The organism is Marinobacter sp. H13 (genome assembly GCF_059072335.1).
The window spans coordinates 35,607-52,231 of the sequence record NZ_JCACRU010000009.1 but is presented as its reverse complement, the minus strand read 5'-3'; the positions used below and the strand labels follow the sequence as shown (position 1 = coordinate 52,231).

The following is a 16,625-nucleotide window of genomic DNA, read 5'->3' as shown; positions in this document are numbered from 1 at the left end:
CGAAAGGACAAGCCGAGGAAGGTAGCGGACGACTCATTGGGGTACAGGCAGTGGCCCCGGAAGCGGGCGAGCTGATCCAGACGGCGGTGCTCGCGATCCGTAACCGCATGACCGTACAGGAACTGGCTGACCAGTTGTTCCCCTACCTGACGATGGTCGAGGGGCTGAAGCTCGCGGCGCAGACCTTCACCAAGGATGTCAAACAATTGTCCTGCTGCGCAGGATGAAAGGAGATGGAACCATGAAGCTCGCCCCATATATTTTAGAACGTCTCACTTCGGTCAATCGTACCAATGGTACTGCGGATCTCTTGGTCCCGCTACTGCGGGAACTCGCCAAGGGGCGTCCGGTTTCACGAACGACACTTGCCGGGATTCTCGACTGGCCCGCTGAGCGAGTGGCCGCCGTACTCGAACAGGCCACCAGTACCGAATATGACAAAGATGGGAACATCATCGGCTACGGCCTCACCTTGCGCGAGACTTCGTATGTCTTTGAAATTGACGACCGCCGTCTGTATGCCTGGTGCGCGCTGGACACCTTGATATTTCCGGCGCTGATCGGCCGTACAGCTCGCGTCTCATCGCATTGCGCTGCAACCGGAGCACCCGTTTCACTCACGGTTTCACCCAGCGAGATACAGGCTGTCGAACCTGCCGGCATGGCGGTGTCCTTGGTATTGCCGCAGGAAGCAGCCGACGTTCGTCAGTCCTTCTGTTGCCATGTACATTTCTTTGCATCTGTCCCGACGGCGGAAGACTGGGCCTCCAAGCATCAAGGATTGGAAGGATTGGCGATCGTCAGTGTCCACGAGGCTTTCGGCTTGGGCCAGGAGTTTAATCGACATCTGTTGCAGACCATGTCATCTAGGACACCGTGATCGGATATCGACCCAATGTTCTACGGCACCGGCATCGGATTCGCAGCGCGCGGATTGAACTCGGCGAAACGGTATATGCATTGCCGTGAACCGACCAAAAGGAGGTGTTCGATGAACGCCTACACGGTGTCCCGGCTGGCCCTTGATGCCGGGGTGAGCGTGCATATCGTGCGCGACTACCTGCTGCGCGGATTGCTGCGGCCAGTCGCCTGCACCACGGGTGGCTACGGCCTGTTCGATGACGCCGCCTTGCAGCGACTGTGCTTCGTGCGGGCCGCCTTCGAGGCGGGCATCGGCCTCGGCGCATTGGCGCGGCTGTGCCGGGCGCTGGATGCGGCGAACTGCGATGAAACTGCCGCGCAGCTTGCTGTGCTGCGTCAGTTCGTCGAACGCCGGCGCGAAGCGTTGGCCAATCTGGAAGTGCAGTTGGCCGCCATGCCGACCGCGCCGGCACAGCATGCGGAGAGTTTGCCATGAACAGCCCCGAGCGCATGCCGGCCGAGACGCACAAACCGTTCACCGGCTACCTGTGGGGCACGCTGGCCGTGCTGACTTGCCCCTGCCACCTGTCCATCCTCGCTGCCGTGCTGGCCGGCACAACCGCCGGTGCATTCCTTGTCGAGTATTGGGTCATCACGGCGCTCGGTTTGACCGGCCTGTTTCTTCTGTCACTGGCGCGGGCGTTGCGGGCATTCAGGGAAAGATCATGAGCGCTTCCCGGCCGGATGGATGGACTACGGCGGAGGGCCCAAGCGTTCGAGCGCGGGCAAGGCTTTCTGTTCGCAAAGCCGATGCCGGCGGCGGCATTCGCCGTCTTCGTCAGTCAATGGAGGGGTGCCACCATGAATGCAAATGATCCGACCGCCACCAGTTGCTGCGTGTGCTGCAAGGAAATTCCGCTCGATGCCGCCTTCACACCGGAAGGCGCGGAGTACGTCGAGCACTTCTGCGGGCTGGAGTGTTATCAACGTTTCCAGGCGCGGGCCAGCACTGCGACCGAAACGAGCGGCGAACCGAACGCTTGCGGTTCGCCGCCGTCAAATTGAGACAAACCACGCTTTCGCTACGTCGCCTCATGTCGGCATCAAATTCGGCTGAGTAGCTTCTCGCCATCTGGACGTAGCTCGCCCTTGGGTGAAATATGCCGATACAGGGTCTGCCGCGTGATGCCAAGTTCCTGGCACAGGTCGCCGACCTTGGTCTCTGACTGCCCCATTGCCGCCATCGCCAGCCGCAGCTTGGCGGCGGTCATCTTGAACGGCCGGCCGCCTTTCCGGCCGCGTGCCCGTGCTGAGGCCAGGCCCGCCACGGTGCGCTCGGCGATCAACTCGCGCTCGAACTCGGCCAGCGCGGCGAAGATACCGAAGACCAGCTTGCCGGCGGCGGTCGTGGTGTCAATGGCCGCGCCGTGCCCGGTCAGCACCTTGAGGCCGATGCCGCGTCCGGTCAGGTCATGGACGGTATTGATCAGATGGCGCAGGTCGCGCCCGAGCCGATCCAGTTTCCAAACGACCAACGTGTCGCCTGGCCGTAGTGCCTTCAGACAGCTCGCCAGACCGGGACGATCCTCGCGTTTTCCGGACGCTTGGTCTTCATAGAGATGCGCCGGATCAACACCGGCCGCGACCAGCGCATCGCGCTGCAAGTCCGTCGCCTGGGAGCCATCCGCCTTCGATACTCGCATGTAGCCAATCAGCATCTTGTACCTGTCACATATACGTTCGATTATGTGACAGTTTGCATCGGGAAGCTCTGCACGTCAAAATTTGTCACTTAACCCGTCATTCTGTCTAAGGCATGCAAAGGGTAGGCTAGGCTCATAATGTGACAGAAATTCCGGGGGGATGCCTTCCTTCGCGAAGGTGGCGCGCAACTGTTCCAAGGAAGCGGGGTCGCGCCGACCATAGGAAGCCAACGCGAACAGCGAGCGTGCCGTCTCGGGGTTGTGTCGTGCTTCAATGATGGCCTCATCAATGGCCTGGATTGCACGCTGCCAGTGATCGACGGGTTCGGGCTTCGGCGCTTTCGCCGGCAGGCCACTGGTGAACCCGGTTTGGGGCTCGGACCAGAATAGCTTTGCGTGCTCGCCTGGCGGGCTTATATCCCTCACCTCAATCAAGCTGATTGCCGTTGCCGCCGCCTCCAGCATCTGCAACCGTACTGCCGGGTTCAGGGTTTCATACGGTCGCCACAGACTTTGCCCAGCACGCAGCGGATGCCCGCAGCATTCCCAGATTTGGCGGAGATACCCCGCGTAGGTGCCGCACGTCGAAAGCGGGGTGTTCAGCTCATCGAGCAGCGTGCGTAGCAGCCTAAACCACAATCCGGCGTGGATGCGTCGGCGCGGCAACTCCACGTGGCCGGTCGTCAGTGCCTGCCAGGTACGCTGGTCCATCGCCGCAATCGCGTCGCTGGCAGTGCGCGGTTCGGCGTCGGCGTTCTCCCAGCCGAGAAACCGCCCTGGCACGCCCCAATAGGATTCCAGCCAGCAGCCATGCAGTGGGCAGCTCAGCATCAGGGGCAGCTTCCACGCGAGCAGTACGGCTTGGTTCTCCGGATCGTTCAGACAGAGCGGGCAGGCGCGATGTATCGGCTGGCTGGGCAGCCAGGCACGCCAGCTCGTGATGGATCGCGTCCTACGGCGGAGTTTCGGCAGCAGCACCGAGAGCTGGAACGCATAGGTTTCCAATGCATCTGGAATCTGATCATCAAGGCTGTCCAGTAGCCAAGGCACCCAGCCGGCGAAACTCATGCAACGCAGCCGGTCCGGCTCGATGCCGCTCCGCTGGGAGAGCATCGCCAGCAGCGCCAGTGGTGGCGCGGTGTCCAGGTCATCAACCTGGCCGTGACCAAGATCGTGCTCCAGCAGCTCGGACACCTCCATGTGATAGCAAAGGGCCACGCGGTTGAGCCACGAAGACAAGGCTTCGCCTTCCCTGGGAGCCGGATGCAGTGGCCAGTGTGGCGCTGGCTTCACATCAGTTCCCGCTCGAATTGCCGCCGCCGCTCGCTGGGACCGGTGTAATCGGCCATGCTGAGCGTGCGATGGTTGATCGCTTCCTCACCGCTCTCCACGGCAGCGACGGCCGCCGCCATCAACAGGTGCGCCAGCTCGCCGATGGTGCCCTCGCTGCGCGTGAGCAGGTAGCGGGCCATATCCAGCGTGGCAATCGACGAGGGTCGCCGCAGCGGGAGCGAAGCCGCGAAGCTGGCCAGCAGTGAGCAGCAATCGTCGTTGGCCTCCCACACCGGCAGCATCATCGGCTCGAAGCGGTTTTCCAACTGGTCGTCCGAGCGGATCGCCAAGTAGGCATCGCGTGTGCCGACCCCGACCAGCGGGATGCGCAGCTCGTTGCCGAGGAAACGCAGCAGGTTGAGGAATTCCCGGCGGTTGACGCTGTTGCCGGCCAGGACGTTGTGCAATTCGTCGATCACCAGCATGCGCACGCCGACCTTGCGTAGCAGTGCCAGCGCCAATTGCTCCATTTCCGGCAGCCGTGGGCGCGGGCGCAATGGCGCGCCCATCGCGGCAAGTAGCGCGACGTAGAAGCGGATTACCGACGGTTCGGATGGCATCTGCACGACCAGTACCGGAATGTGCTCCTGGTCGGCGTCGGAGCTGGCCGGGTGGGTGCGGCGGAATTTCTCGACGATCATCGACTTGCCGTTGTTGGTTGGACCGACCAACAGCAGGTTGGGCATGCGTTGTTTGTTCGGCCACGCATACAGGGCTTCCAGCCGATTCAGCGCCTCGACTGCTCGCGGATAGCCGATCCAGCGGTCAGCGCGAAGGCGATGGATGCGTTCGTCCGCCGGAAGACGGGCCAAGCCCTGGGCCACCGGCATCAGGTGGGACAAGTCGATGATGGGATATTCTTCCACGGCTACCACTCCTCAATCTGGTCGAACGGTTTGGCAGGTGGCTGGTTGTCTGCCTGCGGGTCAGCCATGTCCGCGTCCGGTGGTGGCGTGGTTTTGAAAAGAACTGCCGTTGCCTTGAGATGCTGGCGTCGATCCGCGTCGCGCCGCGCCTTGCGCGTAGCTTTCTGCGCGGTGGACACGATTTCGCGCATCTGGCCGATCATGGGGTTCTAGGGATTTTCCCCTCTAAAGTAACATAAATCGCCACAACCCTCGCAGTTAATGGCTTGTGGAGCTGGGTTACCTTTCATTTTAGACTTCATTTTCAACAATAGGCCTAGTTATTTCCTGTAAATCAGGTAGTTTGCGGTTACTAGCGAACTGATAAGTGCCGCTCAGATTAATGTTCTGCCATGCAACGGGTGATACTTGTCGAGTTATTGCTGCTTTTTCCTCGTCACCAACTTCTTCAAAGTGCAGTAATAGATGACTTAGGATCATCGAGTTAAAGTAGATAATAGCATTTGCCGTCAAACGGGCACACTCGTTCCAGACGACTATTTCTGATTCGTTTTTTCCACGGAACTGGTCACGATTGACCGATGCAATAGCTCGCCTGAGGAAATGCCAGGCTTCGCCTCGGTTCAGTGCTCGTTGAACATATTGGCGCAGACTTGCATCATCAATATAATCAAGTAAATATTGGGCTTTGATGAGCCTATTATATTCCGTTAATGCTTGTAATATAGGGTGTCTAGATGGATAACCAGATAATTTGCGTACTAGCAATGCCTGTGTTGTGCGTTTTTCTTGAAGGGATAACACAATACGCTGAATATCCTGCCAGCCTTCTTCAATCACATTCATTTTTATCGGCTTTTTCAGCGCCAGATGCGTGTTTCCGTCGTCGCTTTCAGTTACGTTAAATAGGTCATTGATCACACTGGTGAACTGAGCATACCTAGGCGCAAAACTATAACCGCATAAATCCAATAAGGCATAATTAACATGATTAACACCATGGGTGTCGGTTGAGAGGACATCTGGCTTAAGATCACTAGTATTAGATTGTAGTAAGTCGTAAATATAATGGGACTCATGCTCATTAGATCCTATGATACGGGCATTTAACGCACTATGATTGGCAACTAACGTCATGGCCGTAATACCTTTGTTGGTGCCGAAGTATTTCGAGGAGTAGCGAGTTTTAAAAGTCTCAAGGTGAGTTTCAAATTTTTGCCCATCGGTACTGGCGTGCAGGACGTCTTCTTGGATGTGATAGTGGCGGAAAATAGGGAGTGCCGCTACTGCGTTATTGATGATATCACTAGCCTCTTGCAAGGTTTCAGGCCTAATATAATTAGCTTGTATAGTGCTTAGATGCTCATAACTGCGATCAGATATTTGTGCCATCCCATATACGCCGCGATGTGTCGCATTCGCAATTAGAATAGCCAATAAATCATCCTGATTGGCGCCTACTTGTTTTTGTATTGGCAGCACGTGTGCGAAGCATTGCATAAAGTTGGTTTCTTGTTCAACATAACGCAACACATCAGCAATACTGACGGGGATCATTTGTTTAAAGAAAGGGTTGTTGACAAGTGATTGGGAGCCTTTAACTGGCAGTCGCCATCGTGTGCCACTTCGGCTCTTCATGATCACATTGCGGTTATCACCATTATCAATGTGACGAGCAACATCTTCTAGGGATGTTGTTAAGCGTATTTGTTTTACTTGCAGTAGCTTCTGAATCGGCTGCTTTAGCTTTTCCAATGTTGATGATGCCAATAGATCAGGCTGTATTGACGATGCAATTAAGTCGTCTTCTAGCGCACGATATTTAGTGACGTTTGATAAGTAAATTCGACCATTAAGCCGAGAAGCCAGTTGACGGTAAAGCAACCATTCGTATCGCTGTGGATGAACAACATCCTTGTTAATTAACCATGGACGATGTTTTTGTTGGATAAGTGTACTATCCATTGTTTGCAATGTATTACCTGCTAATAGTTCTGTTTTTGTGGTTTTGAGCTGGGTCACTAATGCTTCTGAGCCTTTACCTGCTTGGCATTCAAGACATAGAAACACGGGCCTTAATAACTGCTCAATTAACCCGTTTTGATCATCATAATATTGCCATTGATATTCTTCTACCGTGCGTTTTTGCTTTTTTAAGTACAGGCATAGCGTTTCTATATCTTGGTTATTCATTACACTTAATGCTTGTTGCCTAACCGTTGCAAATGGTTGATTATCGTCGATACTGTCATCAACAAACAGATGCAGTAATTCTGCGGCTTTGGTGACATTGTCTGCAGCTGACCTCCATGAGTCAAACACTGCCTGTTGGGCAAACGCATGCGCAGCTTCTTGTTGTTTACGGATATGATGAATAAACCCATCAGCCAATCGCTCTAGGCTTTGCCGTATGCGTTGAGTCAGAAAACACAGCAACCATAGGTGTTGCTGTGGACGCTTAAAGCGTTTTAGTTTACTGCCATAATAATCCACCATTTCACCGAAGTGTTGTTGGTTTTTAGACGATAAGGCTAAGCCCTTAACAGCATTATCAATCTGTCTTGTATAAGGCTGTAACTGATGATACACCGTCAGTTCTTTTTTTAGCTCTGTCACCATAACGCTTTTTGCACCGGCTCGAAGCTGGCTTAAGGAGAGCCCATCTTTGTCATCGATAATAGTATTTAGAAATCCGTGTAGTTCAGATGAAACATGAATACGAAGCTTATTATTTAACGCCTTCTTGACCTGTTGGATAACACGACTGATAAGCTTTTGTAAGACAGTATATTTAGGGATGGCAATTCTATGCGTTGCTAGATATTCAGCGGCTGCATCGAATAGATAACGAGGCTCAAGCCAAGCTTTGCCGACCATAACAAGATGTTCGTACAGCGGCGCAAAGTGCAGACTTTCGTCCCATTTCTGATAGTTTAATAACCTCAGTATTCTTTGATATATACGGTCACGCTGCATCTTATTAATGCTGAAAGGCCTGATCCCTTTGCCTCCTTGAACTTGCGTTGAAATAAACTGCATATCGTCAAAGATGAGGTTAAAGCTAGGTGAAAGAATCACAGGCTTAGACTTAAAATACCCTAATAACGCAATGAAATAGCATCGGTGGTTCCTTAGGCGAATACTTTTCAACTCTGTTAACTCGATCTCGTTTGGCGTAAAATACAATCGTTGTTGTTCAAGTGATAATAGCGGCGGAGAATATAGATCAAGCTGCTCAGCTTTGGTAAGAATTGATAGTTCGTTTTTTATAGCCATAGGAATTAAATTAAGTTTAAGGGGTTGTTAACCTCATAATTTGCCATACTTTGGAGAAGTAACCCACCTTTGTATGCCTTTAAATATGGTGAGTATGGCGATTTATGTTACTTTAGAGGGGAAAATCCCTAGAACCCCCCGTTGGGTCTTTTTCAGTGGGAAAAACCTCAAAGCGCGGGGTAGCCTTTGGCGCATACCTTTTGGATTAGTAGCCCTAGCGCTCGCCTTCGGGGTGCCAGCTTATTTCGGGGCAACATGGACGTGGGCGAGCTTTGATTTTCTGCAGCTCGCAATGCCGGATACGACACGATTGTATGCTGGCCTTGGTACGGCGGGGTTTTATGGGCTGGCTGTTTATACCACGTTGCGAAGCTCTCGGTGACATAGCCGCGAAAGACCATTGAACGAAACACAAATCGAGGAGTAATAGTCATCGGAATTTTATCATCCGGAATAAAGCTGATTGCGCTTGCGGCGTTATCCATTTCTATGCCTGCTTTAGCACAAGACCCTTCTGTACCTGACTATCAGTCCCTGACGTCGGAAGAGGCTATTGCCGGATGTGATAGATATGCATCGCACCCTGATGACCCGATGAAACCAGAAAGTGTTCCAGGCGTCGCCTCCGATGCGGACGTAGCCCATGATGCCGCTTATGTTTATTGCTTGCGTGCCTTCGGCCTGAACCAGAACAACCCACGTCTGGCATTTCAAAATGGCAGAGTGAACCATGCCCGTAACCCATATGGTACGGGTCAACCGCTTCAGATGTTCACGATTGCCTACCGTGGCGGCTCCGAGATTGCTGGCAGCTATTTGAAAAAGCTTTACCCCGAAGAAACACGCAAGATGTTTATCCAGGGAAGTCAGACACCCTCCCCAAGTACTGGGACGCAGCGATCGGGAAGTGGGCAACCATCAACGTTATCTGGCTTTTTTGATGGTGTGGTTACAAAAATCAACCAACAAGAGGCATCCTATGAGAGTTTAGTTCTACGCATAAACTGCTGTGCTGACTTCAAAGAAGGCCCAAAAACAAAGTATCAATCGATTCGAGATAAAATCGACGATTTGAATCGTCGCAGAGAACAGAGCGGCAAATGGTCTTGTGATCGGATCGAATTTATCAAGTACGACTTTGATTCCCTCGGAACGTGGATACAACTCTTGTCGAGGAGCACCGAAGAATCGAAGCATGCCGGATCGATCAGCTCCCAAGATAAGATTAGTCTTGATGCTTTGGTAGATGATGTTCGCCAAACCGCCACCTTGATCCAGGAACGGGCTATTCAAACCGGCTGCGATAATCTCAAAGATTAGGTTTCGCGGGCTATGAATCTCGATCCTTCGTTAATTCGAGGGATTACCGTCTGTGCTATACAGCTCCTGGAAATATTCCTCCCACGAGGTTTCCGCCTTCAGTTCATTCAAGAAGCTGTCTTGATCACCATCGAGCACACCCACATCAAACCAAAACTCAAGCGGCCACGAATGATTGGGGGCTTCACGTTGCAGCGACCGGATGAGGCTGGCCTGTGAAGGGGTGAACCCCTTTGTCAGCGCCAGCTTTTCGGTGTGATCCCAAGGGTATTGCCCATAGGTGTATGTCTCTCGCTGGAAAAACCAGCTTCCAAGACGCGCCAATGCAAAACTTGCATCGTCTTCAAAAGTGGCTGCCCTAACTTCGCCGTCTATCACGGTATGGATCGCACCGGCACCTTGGCGCTCCAATAGCGACCACATGGCTTTCAAGCCATAGTCTTCGCCAATAATCGGAATGGCAATCGCATCCATGATTTCCCACGACCGTCTGCCGCGACTGTCCAATGCCGGTTCCCCATTTTTCAGTTGAAACAAGCGTCTTTGGCCTCGGCCAATGGCGCTGAAAAAATCTTCAAGGGTCTCGGGTATCGTGAGGGGTGACGGATTGGCAGAGAAGTGGTTCCACGACTCTGCATCCGTGATCAGGGCAACCGTCAGCTCGACGGCTTGACCATGTGAAATTTGAAGGTCAGGTTTAGCCAGGCGAATAGCCTTGGCGTGCTGCTTCAGCAGCATTGAATAATCAGTCATCTTGCGATCTCCGAGGTCGGCCTATTATTTTCACAACCTCAGCGCATGATGCTGTTAGGCGTTGAATGGTGTCCTTTACGCGATAGGCTCGCGCGGGCGGTCCAGCCGACACGAATTATATCAGTGGTTTGAAAAACCACAATAAATAGCGGCAAAGCCGCCGCTTTTTTCCGTTTACCACAGCCTTACGGGATTTCTCTACAGCGCTATTTAGGGGCGCGTTCAATCCCTTCAGGCTGCTTGGTCGCGCACAAAGCGCGACTGGAAAACGGGAAAAAGCCCGCCGCCGATCAGGCGGCAAAAATATCTGGGCATAATTGATAAGAACGTAGCCACACGATGTATTGCAATCATGTGGCTACGCCATTCGACTTAGGCCGCTTTATCTTTCTTTGCTGGTGTGGCTACGGGCTGCACCGTCATGCACTCAGGAACCCATGCCGCCAACCGCTTGCGGGTAGGGGCTTTGATGCCGATGGTTTTCACCTCTGGGTTAAACACATTACCCATTGCCTCGGCATACACGCCTTTCTTGTCCTTCTGGTGCCGTTGGGCAAATTCAGGATCAATCACCTCTGTGGCAATCTCTTCCATTTGACCTTTGGTAATGCGACCAAAAAACTCGGCGTCTGGTGTCCAGTAGCTCGCAACGTCAACGCCGATAATCTGCGCGGCACGTTCCAAGGTGGGGTCTGTTTGGCCTTCGTCGTTCAACTGAGGTTTCAACATATACACCGCCGCATAGGCCTGTAGGGCGATTTTGTCGGCTTCTGACAAAGCGCGGAACGCTTCAAAGCTCTCGGTTTCGTCCTCAACCTCGAACCAGTCAAGCGACAAACCAGCCACCAGTTTTTCGACTTTCTCGCGGCCTTCATAGCGCCCCATGTCGCCCACCTTCGAGACAACGCGAGCACTACGGGCTTGCTGCGCTGACAGTTCAAACGGGCTATCTGTGTAACCGATAGAAAGCGCATCACGGATTGTATGGAATGCCAGCAAATCACGGGCAACAATCGGATTTGCCAATAACTCGGCTTGCAACACCTCCAAGCGGATCGCCGCCAGATCGTCGCGCAAGCTCTTGCTAAACTGGCTCGGCTGTTCGGCGCGTTCCTTGGCGGCTTTCTTCTTCGCAGCAATGGCTTTGGGGTCGTCTTCTGCACGGATAAAACCAAGTTTCACTTGCACCGTGCCATCATGGGCAAGGGACAAAAACCCGCCAGCAATCGCCTGTTCTTTGGGTTTATAGGCTTTCGCCTTTTCTTCCAATACTGCCAGCTTCGCCTCGATGTCGTCGCACTCGGCAATGGCTTTTTCATCGTCATTTTCTGCCGCTTCCTCAAGCTCGGCATAACGCGCTTCAAGTTTGGTTTTCTCGGCTTGGTCTGTGTCTGACAGGTCGATTTTCTTCGGATGAATGCGGCGCATTTTGTCGCCTGCATAATAATTTTCATCAAAGGCAATTTCGATCCATGCCCAACCCTCTCCCTGTAGGCGTTCCGCTTCGGCTTCCAGCTGCGCCGTTGCCAGTCGGGTCAACCGCTCCGCGTCTTTGAAATAGACCGTATCGCCGAATAGATCGGTACGCACCTCGCCGCCATCGGCCTCGTAAGCTTCCCGACCAATCAACCGCGCCAGCTTGTTACTGTCGGCAATCTCGTCTTCTGTCAGGGCAGCTTTCACGCCTCGCGCCGTGATACCTTGCCAGTGAGATTTTAACGCCTCAAAGACTGCCTCTTGGCGTTCCGCATCGTCGGTAATGGTAAAGGCACACGCGGCCTCTACGTCGATCTCGTCGGCTCTCAGAGCGTCCAGCAGGGCAGGGGACAAACGCCCTAATTTCAAACGCTGTTCAACCAGTTTGGTTGTTGCGCCATGACGGGTTGCGATTTCCGACACGCTCAAGCCCTCGTCCTGCATTTTTGCCCATGCGGCGAACTGGTCGGCGGGGTGCATGGCTTCGCGGTGAATATTTTCTGACAGGCTGGCACTGGTGGCCGCGTCACTGATCAATTTGCACGGCACTTCGTCGGTGGCCTTCATCTGTTTACGGCTGATCAAAACGCCTAGCGCACGGCGGCGGCGTTCCCCACCTGATACGGCAAATTTCCCGCCTTTTGTTTTGCGCACTACAAGATTTTGCAGCAAGCCCTCGGCTTGGATATTGTCGGCTAGGGCTTCAATACCATCGGTTGAACGGGTGGTACGGACGTTTTCAGGGTCTTCGACCAGTTTGTTAAATGGCACCATTACGGTGTTTGTTAGGGGTGCTGTTGCTGTATTTTGAGTTTGAGTAGTCATGGTTTTAGTCCTCTTGCTTTGATGAAAAGCGACCCGCCACCACGGCGAGCCGCAGGGTAATTTCGTTAGGTGTTGGGGGTCTGGTTTTCTTCGAGGTATCGCTGCACACACTTGGCGGCGTAGATACCTGCGTTATTCAATTGGCGTTGCCATGCTTTGCTGCTGGGTGCCCAGCGAAAGCCGTTTGACTTGAGGCTGTCGCGCACGTCCTTGGCGGGTTTACCGTCAAAAATGACCTGAACCCTGTTTTCCTCGGTGTTCTCGACAATCTCATAACCTTCGCCCTTGATTGGCTCGGCGGCGACCCGTTCGGCGGCAGCTTTCAGGCTCTCAATGCGTTTTTTCAGGCGGCGGATTTCAGCGTTGTTATTTTTAAGCTGATAGTCCTGAGCTGGGCCTTTTTCCCACGAATATTGCGCCTCGTAGGTTGTCACTAGCTCGCGTTCCTGCTCGCTCAATGCGGCTAACGCTTTCAAAGTGGCGGGGGCTTCGGGGTTCTTCTGGTGTTTGCGCCATGCGGCATTCACCCGCTTGTAAAATTCCTGACGCTCGACACATTTCGCCAGTTTGGTGTCCAGCTTGGTCACTGCATCGGGATCGTCGGCACTGATGCCACCCGTTCCGACGCTCGCCGCTTTACTCGCGTAATAATCGGCTTTCTTGCTTTCATCGATGGCCGCTCGCATGTGGTTGTCATGCTTGGCCAAGTCTCGGCGGTGTCGTTTTTCGGAATGATGGCCAACCAAAATCGGTTGCCCAAAGGGGATACCGGCTACTTGCGCCCGCGCTGCATCGTGGCGACTGTCTGAACGCCTCGCGGCATTCTCTGCCCGCTGTTCGTAGCGTTCCCTTCGTGCTTCCTGCTTCGCCTCATAAGCGTTTAAAGGTCTGTTTTCTTGGTCGTTCTCTGTGGTCTTACTCATCTTTTTTTCCTCTTTTTTAGGCCATTGGCCGGTTGCGCATGCAACCGGGACTAGGCCCGCGCCAATAAGCGGAAAGGGGAATGGTCAAGACCTCGAACGGTCGGAGGGGAATCACCCACGCGCAGCTTGCCTGCGGGCGCGAAAGCGTCCTGCAACGGAACGCAGTGAAGAGAAGGATGGGGAGACCGACCGGGCGACTCGCCTTGGGTCTTTACCAGGGGACGCTCGCCAGCGTCCCAATGGGCTTAGTGATCGTTACCGGATGGCGGAGACTACAGGCTCCGTGGCGCAGCCATAGAGCACGACCCAACGGGAAAGCCTATGATCCATGACATATTTGCAGATGAATTTTGCTTAGTTGTTCGACTATGATGTTGGCTAAGTTTCGATTTCGGCAGACAGAAGATTTTGGATAGCACGCATTTCGTCATCGCTGACCGCTGGGAACAACGGGCGCTTGGCTAGAAAGGTGTATTTGCGGGGGTTTATTAGATAGTAATATCTATAGAGCACGACCGGTGGGCCAAGCTCAGGCCGCACTCTTGATCTAAGGAAATTGTTCCTAAGTGGGGCTCATCTGAAGAAGGGGTTTCCTCATCTTAGTTATCTCTACTGGGTCGGAAAGCCAGTTCTTGTAGCTTTCAAATACAGCCGCAGTGTAGGGTTGCTGATAATGTTGTTCTAGGTCTTGTTCGCTTTCCCATTCCTCATATAAGTAAAGTTTTTCATCGGATAAATCTACGTAAAGCTCGAACTGGAGACAGCCAGCTTCTTCCCTTGTCAGCTGAACAATACTGGTTATCGCTTCTTTCGCGTCTCCAAAGTATTCAGCCTTTGGGGAGATTTTAGCGAACACAAATAACGTGGTTTTTGCCATTGTTTATTCCTCGTATTCAGGGCCCTTTCAGGTAGGCCGACCGTGCTTCGGATCGTTCCGACAGGCTTAGTGATCGTTACCTGATGGCAGAGACCACAGGCTCCATTGCGCAGCAACAGAGCACGACCGTATGGGAAGCCTTAAATAAGGTTGGAGCCTGTGTCTTGAGAGAGTATTGAGCCAGTCGAAATAACCTGGCTCAATGGGATTGCTGTGTTTTGTACTGTTCTGGTCATATTGCCATCGGCAGGGTAGACAGGGTGCCCCCGACTAGCGTTCCATACAGAATCCACTTCAGTCGGTTAGAAACCGGTTTGCCACGAGCGGCACGGGATGACGTAAACCACCAGACGATGAGAGCGCACAGAGCCACTTCAATACACAATCCTATAAACGGTGCTTGGGTATAAAGAGCCAAGCCAACCTCTGTTGAAGTTTCTCCGTTCACGTAGTGTTTGAACCCTACCAGAAGGTCGAGAACTTCGTGAAACACCACCAGGGCAAAAGACCATAGTGCCACGGACAACCTTCTTGTGAGCAGGAACGCAACCACTGCAAATCCGACAGCCCAGAATGACACTGGTATCAGGTCATGGGTGAGCCACATGTCGGTCTGCATGTTGTAGAACTTCGTATCGATCGGATGATAATCATGCGGCAGGAAACTCTCTACCCCAAGCGAGACGAACAGCAACATCGCAAAATCCAGTAGCTGAGCGCCGACCAGGAAGATCCAGAACGGAGCAGCCTTTTTTGATGGCTCGACGGCGTCCTTTGCCGCGAGCTTTTCATACGGCACGAGTGCCGTAGCAAAATGTCCCATGAACATGTTAGCCATCCTCCTTTTTAATTGCCCAGTTCAGCAAGAAAAACGAGCCGATATACAGGACAATAAATACGGGTATGAGTGGTAAGGTCATCGTGCAGTCTCCTTTTCGGTTAGATGTTTGTTCAAAGCGCTAAGCACTTTGGTGAGGTTTTTTGTGATCATGTTTTTGGCCACAAGGTTGTAAATGATTGGCCCGAGCGGCCCCATGCCCATCTTGACTTCAAATTCCATCGTGACGCGGGTTTTGCCCGGCCCCTGGTTATCCATTTTGACGGTGACGACACCTTCCTTGAGTGGTTTCGGCGGGTTCTCCAGCACCCAACCGATCTTGCTGTGTGGTTCAAAAACGGTGATGCGCTCATTGATTTCTGTGCCGTCCTGCTGTTCGCAGACGCGCGTCGCACCTTGGCCCGTCTCCGGGCCTCGGATGATGCGTGAACCTTTTAAGCCTGGGTGGAATTCGGCAATGTTGCCGAAATCCGCCCATGCATTCCACACGGTTTCCTGGTTGGCGTCCATATCATGGACAAGTGTTACTGCTGGCATAATATGCTCCTTAGAGGTGCCGTTAGACAGACTCAGGTAAGCCGGTGAAGTTACGGATCATTGCTTCGATGTCCGCTTCTGGAAGATTCTTTTCGGCATCGATGAACTGCTTGGCGGTTGCCCCAACGATATTGCTGAAAGCGGGAGCTGGGTCCGTCAGTGTGTCGATAATGGCTGTCACCACATCAGAAACCGACGTGATCCCTTCGTGCTGACCGGCTTGGATGCCTTTGGTCAGGTCGCGTCGCAGAGGCTCGAAAGGTTCCGCCGGTGTGGCTGTGACTTTGACCGACTGATCGGCGGTGCCAGTGTCAACGCCGGCTGGGACGATGTTGGCCACTTGCACACCAAAAGGCAGCACTTCGGCTCGTAAAGAACGGCTGTAGCCTTCTAGGGCGTATTTGCTGGCACAGTAGGCCGACATGAAGGGCAGGGCGATACGGGCGGGCAGTGATGTCACATTGACGATGTGACCCGCACGCTGTTCGACCATCGTTCCGGTGGCGGCTTTAATGACATTCAGTGCGCCAAAGAAATTCACCTCGAATTGGGCGCGGATTTCGTCAATCGACGTTTCTTCCGATGCGCCCAACAGATGATAGGCGACATTGTTGACAACGGCGTCCAGGCGACCTTCCTTACTAACGATCTGCTCGACCGCTGCCACGCTATCGTCATAATCAGTGACATCAAATTTAAGGTGGCGGTCGTCATTTTCATCACCGCTACGCGAGCAACCATAGACAATGTGTCCCTGGTTTTTCAGTTCATCGGCCAGCGCTTTGCCGATACCGCGAGACGTGCCAGTGATGAAGATAACTTTTGATTGTGTAGTCATGGGATTTTCCTATTGTTGAGGGTTGTTTAGGGTTTAGGTCTCACAAGCTGGCGAAGTGCTGCCAGCTTTGATGAGTGTTCTGTTTGCACCCAATTGAGGTGCGGTTGTATCGATCAGTGCAGAAGCTGACTGATCGTTGGTAAAACTGTTTATTTGCATCGTTTTCATGGATGGGTTCCTGTGTCCGGATGTACCTAGCA

17 protein-coding genes and 1 pseudogene are annotated in these 16,625 nt (G+C 53.2%); 6 read left to right on the top strand and 12 right to left on the bottom strand.

What is annotated here, in order from left to right; all coding sequences use genetic code 11:
• Positions 1–11 precede the first annotated feature (11 nt).
• The 5 genes and pseudogenes from AC5JQH_RS21690 to AC5JQH_RS21670 form a co-directional block, all read left to right on the top strand.
• Positions 12–227 (top strand): annotated as a pseudogene (locus tag AC5JQH_RS21690) (oxidoreductase dimerization domain-containing protein); the annotation flags it as partial.
• 14 nt (positions 228–241) lie between these two features.
• The gene (gene merB / locus AC5JQH_RS21685) at positions 242–880 is read left to right on the top strand and encodes an organomercurial lyase MerB (RefSeq protein WP_000761850.1); all 639 of its coding nucleotides are present in this window, start codon (positions 242–244) and stop codon (positions 878–880) included.
• A gap of 111 nt (positions 881–991) precedes the next feature.
• Positions 992–1,357 carry a mercury resistance co-regulator MerD gene (gene merD / locus AC5JQH_RS21680; RefSeq protein WP_000995361.1) on the top strand — a complete coding sequence of 122 codons (366 nt, stop codon included), beginning with the start codon at positions 992–994 and terminating at the stop codon, positions 1,355–1,357.
• Positions 1,354–1,590 carry a broad-spectrum mercury transporter MerE gene (gene merE, locus AC5JQH_RS21675; protein ID WP_005413392.1) on the top strand — a complete coding sequence of 79 codons (237 nt, stop codon included), beginning with the start codon at positions 1,354–1,356 and terminating at the stop codon, positions 1,588–1,590. Before merD ends, merE begins: the two co-directional genes overlap by 4 nt.
• A 132-nt stretch (positions 1,591–1,722) precedes the next feature.
• Positions 1,723–1,926: a DUF3330 domain-containing protein gene (locus AC5JQH_RS21670; RefSeq protein ID WP_005413391.1), complete on the top strand. Its 204-nt coding sequence runs from the start codon at positions 1,723–1,725 to the stop codon at positions 1,924–1,926.
• Positions 1,927–1,964: 38 nt separating this feature from the next.
• Here the strand turns inward: AC5JQH_RS21670 and AC5JQH_RS21665 are convergent, their stop codons facing one another.
• From AC5JQH_RS21665 to AC5JQH_RS21645, 5 genes are all read right to left on the bottom strand, one after another.
• A complete protein-coding gene (locus AC5JQH_RS21665) occupies positions 1,965–2,579 on the bottom strand; it encodes a recombinase family protein (protein ID WP_010981357.1) in 615 nt (204 codons plus the stop codon).
• A gap of 60 nt (positions 2,580–2,639) precedes the next feature.
• Positions 2,640–3,833, bottom strand: coding sequence for a TniQ family protein (locus tag AC5JQH_RS21660; protein WP_156867124.1), 1,194 nt, complete (start codon positions 3,831–3,833; stop codon positions 2,640–2,642).
• A gap of 20 nt (positions 3,834–3,853) precedes the next feature.
• On the bottom strand, positions 3,854–4,762 hold the full coding sequence (locus AC5JQH_RS21655; protein ID WP_000393453.1) for a TniB family NTP-binding protein: 909 nt from the start codon (positions 4,760–4,762) through the stop codon (positions 3,854–3,856).
• A gap of 2 nt (positions 4,763–4,764) precedes the next feature.
• A complete protein-coding gene (locus AC5JQH_RS21650; protein ID WP_434219517.1) occupies positions 4,765–4,965 on the bottom strand; it encodes a hypothetical protein in 201 nt (66 codons plus the stop codon).
• An 88-nt stretch (positions 4,966–5,053) separates the two neighbouring features.
• The gene (locus AC5JQH_RS21645) at positions 5,054–8,038 is read right to left on the bottom strand and encodes a Tn3-like element ISKox2 family transposase (RefSeq protein ID WP_008126957.1); all 2,985 of its coding nucleotides are present in this window, start codon (positions 8,036–8,038) and stop codon (positions 5,054–5,056) included.
• A gap of 489 nt (positions 8,039–8,527) precedes the next feature.
• Here AC5JQH_RS21645 and AC5JQH_RS21640 point away from each other — a divergent pair, with 489 nt between their 5' ends.
• Positions 8,528–9,358, top strand: a complete 831-nt coding sequence (locus AC5JQH_RS21640; protein ID WP_493806015.1) for a hypothetical protein — start codon at positions 8,528–8,530, stop codon at positions 9,356–9,358.
• A 30-nt stretch (positions 9,359–9,388) separates the two neighbouring features.
• On the opposite strand, the gene AC5JQH_RS21635 is transcribed toward AC5JQH_RS21640, so the two are convergent.
• The 7 genes from AC5JQH_RS21635 to AC5JQH_RS21605 all read right to left on the bottom strand — a co-directional run bounded on the left by AC5JQH_RS21635 (position 9,389) and on the right by AC5JQH_RS21605 (position 16,425).
• A complete protein-coding gene (locus AC5JQH_RS21635) occupies positions 9,389–10,111 on the bottom strand; it encodes a hypothetical protein (RefSeq protein WP_493806014.1) in 723 nt (240 codons plus the stop codon).
• A gap of 372 nt (positions 10,112–10,483) precedes the next feature.
• Positions 10,484–12,412 (bottom strand): ParB/RepB/Spo0J family partition protein, encoded by a 1,929-nt coding sequence (locus tag AC5JQH_RS21630; protein ID WP_493806013.1) that lies wholly within the window; start codon positions 12,410–12,412, stop codon positions 10,484–10,486.
• 65 nt (positions 12,413–12,477) lie between these two features.
• The gene (locus AC5JQH_RS21625) at positions 12,478–13,335 is read right to left on the bottom strand and encodes a DUF3560 domain-containing protein (protein ID WP_493806012.1); all 858 of its coding nucleotides are present in this window, start codon (positions 13,333–13,335) and stop codon (positions 12,478–12,480) included.
• Between the two features lie 562 nt (positions 13,336–13,897).
• Positions 13,898–14,212: a putative quinol monooxygenase gene (locus AC5JQH_RS21620; RefSeq protein ID WP_493806011.1), complete on the bottom strand. Its 315-nt coding sequence runs from the start codon at positions 14,210–14,212 to the stop codon at positions 13,898–13,900.
• Positions 14,213–14,444: 232 nt separating this feature from the next.
• Positions 14,445–15,041: a hypothetical protein gene (locus AC5JQH_RS21615; protein ID WP_493806010.1), complete on the bottom strand. Its 597-nt coding sequence runs from the start codon at positions 15,039–15,041 to the stop codon at positions 14,445–14,447.
• Positions 15,042–15,128: 87 nt separating this feature from the next.
• Positions 15,129–15,587 (bottom strand): SRPBCC family protein, encoded by a 459-nt coding sequence (locus tag AC5JQH_RS21610; RefSeq protein WP_493806009.1) that lies wholly within the window; start codon positions 15,585–15,587, stop codon positions 15,129–15,131.
• Positions 15,588–15,609: 22 nt separating this feature from the next.
• A complete protein-coding gene (locus AC5JQH_RS21605; RefSeq protein ID WP_493806008.1) occupies positions 15,610–16,425 on the bottom strand; it encodes an SDR family oxidoreductase in 816 nt (271 codons plus the stop codon).
• Between the last annotated feature and the right edge of the window lie 200 nt (positions 16,426–16,625).

Bases quoted from the DNA above. Each gene is read 5' to 3' on its own strand.
- AC5JQH_RS21645 (WP_008126957.1), bottom strand. From the start codon at position 8,038: ATGGCTATAAAAAACGAACTATCAATTCTTACCAAAGCTGAGCAGCTT.
- AC5JQH_RS21665 (WP_010981357.1), bottom strand. From the start codon at position 2,579: ATGCTGATTGGCTACATGCGAGTATCGAAGGCGGATGGCTCCCAGGCG.
- AC5JQH_RS21670 (WP_005413391.1), top strand. From the start codon at position 1,723: ATGAATGCAAATGATCCGACCGCCACCAGTTGCTGCGTGTGCTGCAAG.
- AC5JQH_RS21605 (WP_493806008.1), bottom strand. From the start codon at position 16,425: ATGACTACACAATCAAAAGTTATCTTCATCACTGGCACGTCTCGCGGT.
- merE (WP_005413392.1), top strand. From the start codon at position 1,354: ATGAACAGCCCCGAGCGCATGCCGGCCGAGACGCACAAACCGTTCACC.
- AC5JQH_RS21620 (WP_493806011.1), bottom strand. From the start codon at position 14,212: ATGGCAAAAACCACGTTATTTGTGTTCGCTAAAATCTCCCCAAAGGCT.
- merD (WP_000995361.1), top strand. From the start codon at position 992: ATGAACGCCTACACGGTGTCCCGGCTGGCCCTTGATGCCGGGGTGAGC.
- AC5JQH_RS21640 (WP_493806015.1), top strand. From the start codon at position 8,528: ATGCCTGCTTTAGCACAAGACCCTTCTGTACCTGACTATCAGTCCCTG.
- merB (WP_000761850.1), top strand. From the start codon at position 242: ATGAAGCTCGCCCCATATATTTTAGAACGTCTCACTTCGGTCAATCGT.
- AC5JQH_RS21630 (WP_493806013.1), bottom strand. From the start codon at position 12,412: ATGACTACTCAAACTCAAAATACAGCAACAGCACCCCTAACAAACACC.
- AC5JQH_RS21610 (WP_493806009.1), bottom strand. From the start codon at position 15,587: ATGCCAGCAGTAACACTTGTCCATGATATGGACGCCAACCAGGAAACC.
- AC5JQH_RS21615 (WP_493806010.1), bottom strand. From the start codon at position 15,041: ATGTTCATGGGACATTTTGCTACGGCACTCGTGCCGTATGAAAAGCTC.
- AC5JQH_RS21625 (WP_493806012.1), bottom strand. From the start codon at position 13,335: ATGAGTAAGACCACAGAGAACGACCAAGAAAACAGACCTTTAAACGCT.
- AC5JQH_RS21635 (WP_493806014.1), bottom strand. From the start codon at position 10,111: ATGACTGATTATTCAATGCTGCTGAAGCAGCACGCCAAGGCTATTCGC.
- AC5JQH_RS21650 (WP_434219517.1), bottom strand. From the start codon at position 4,965: ATGATCGGCCAGATGCGCGAAATCGTGTCCACCGCGCAGAAAGCTACG.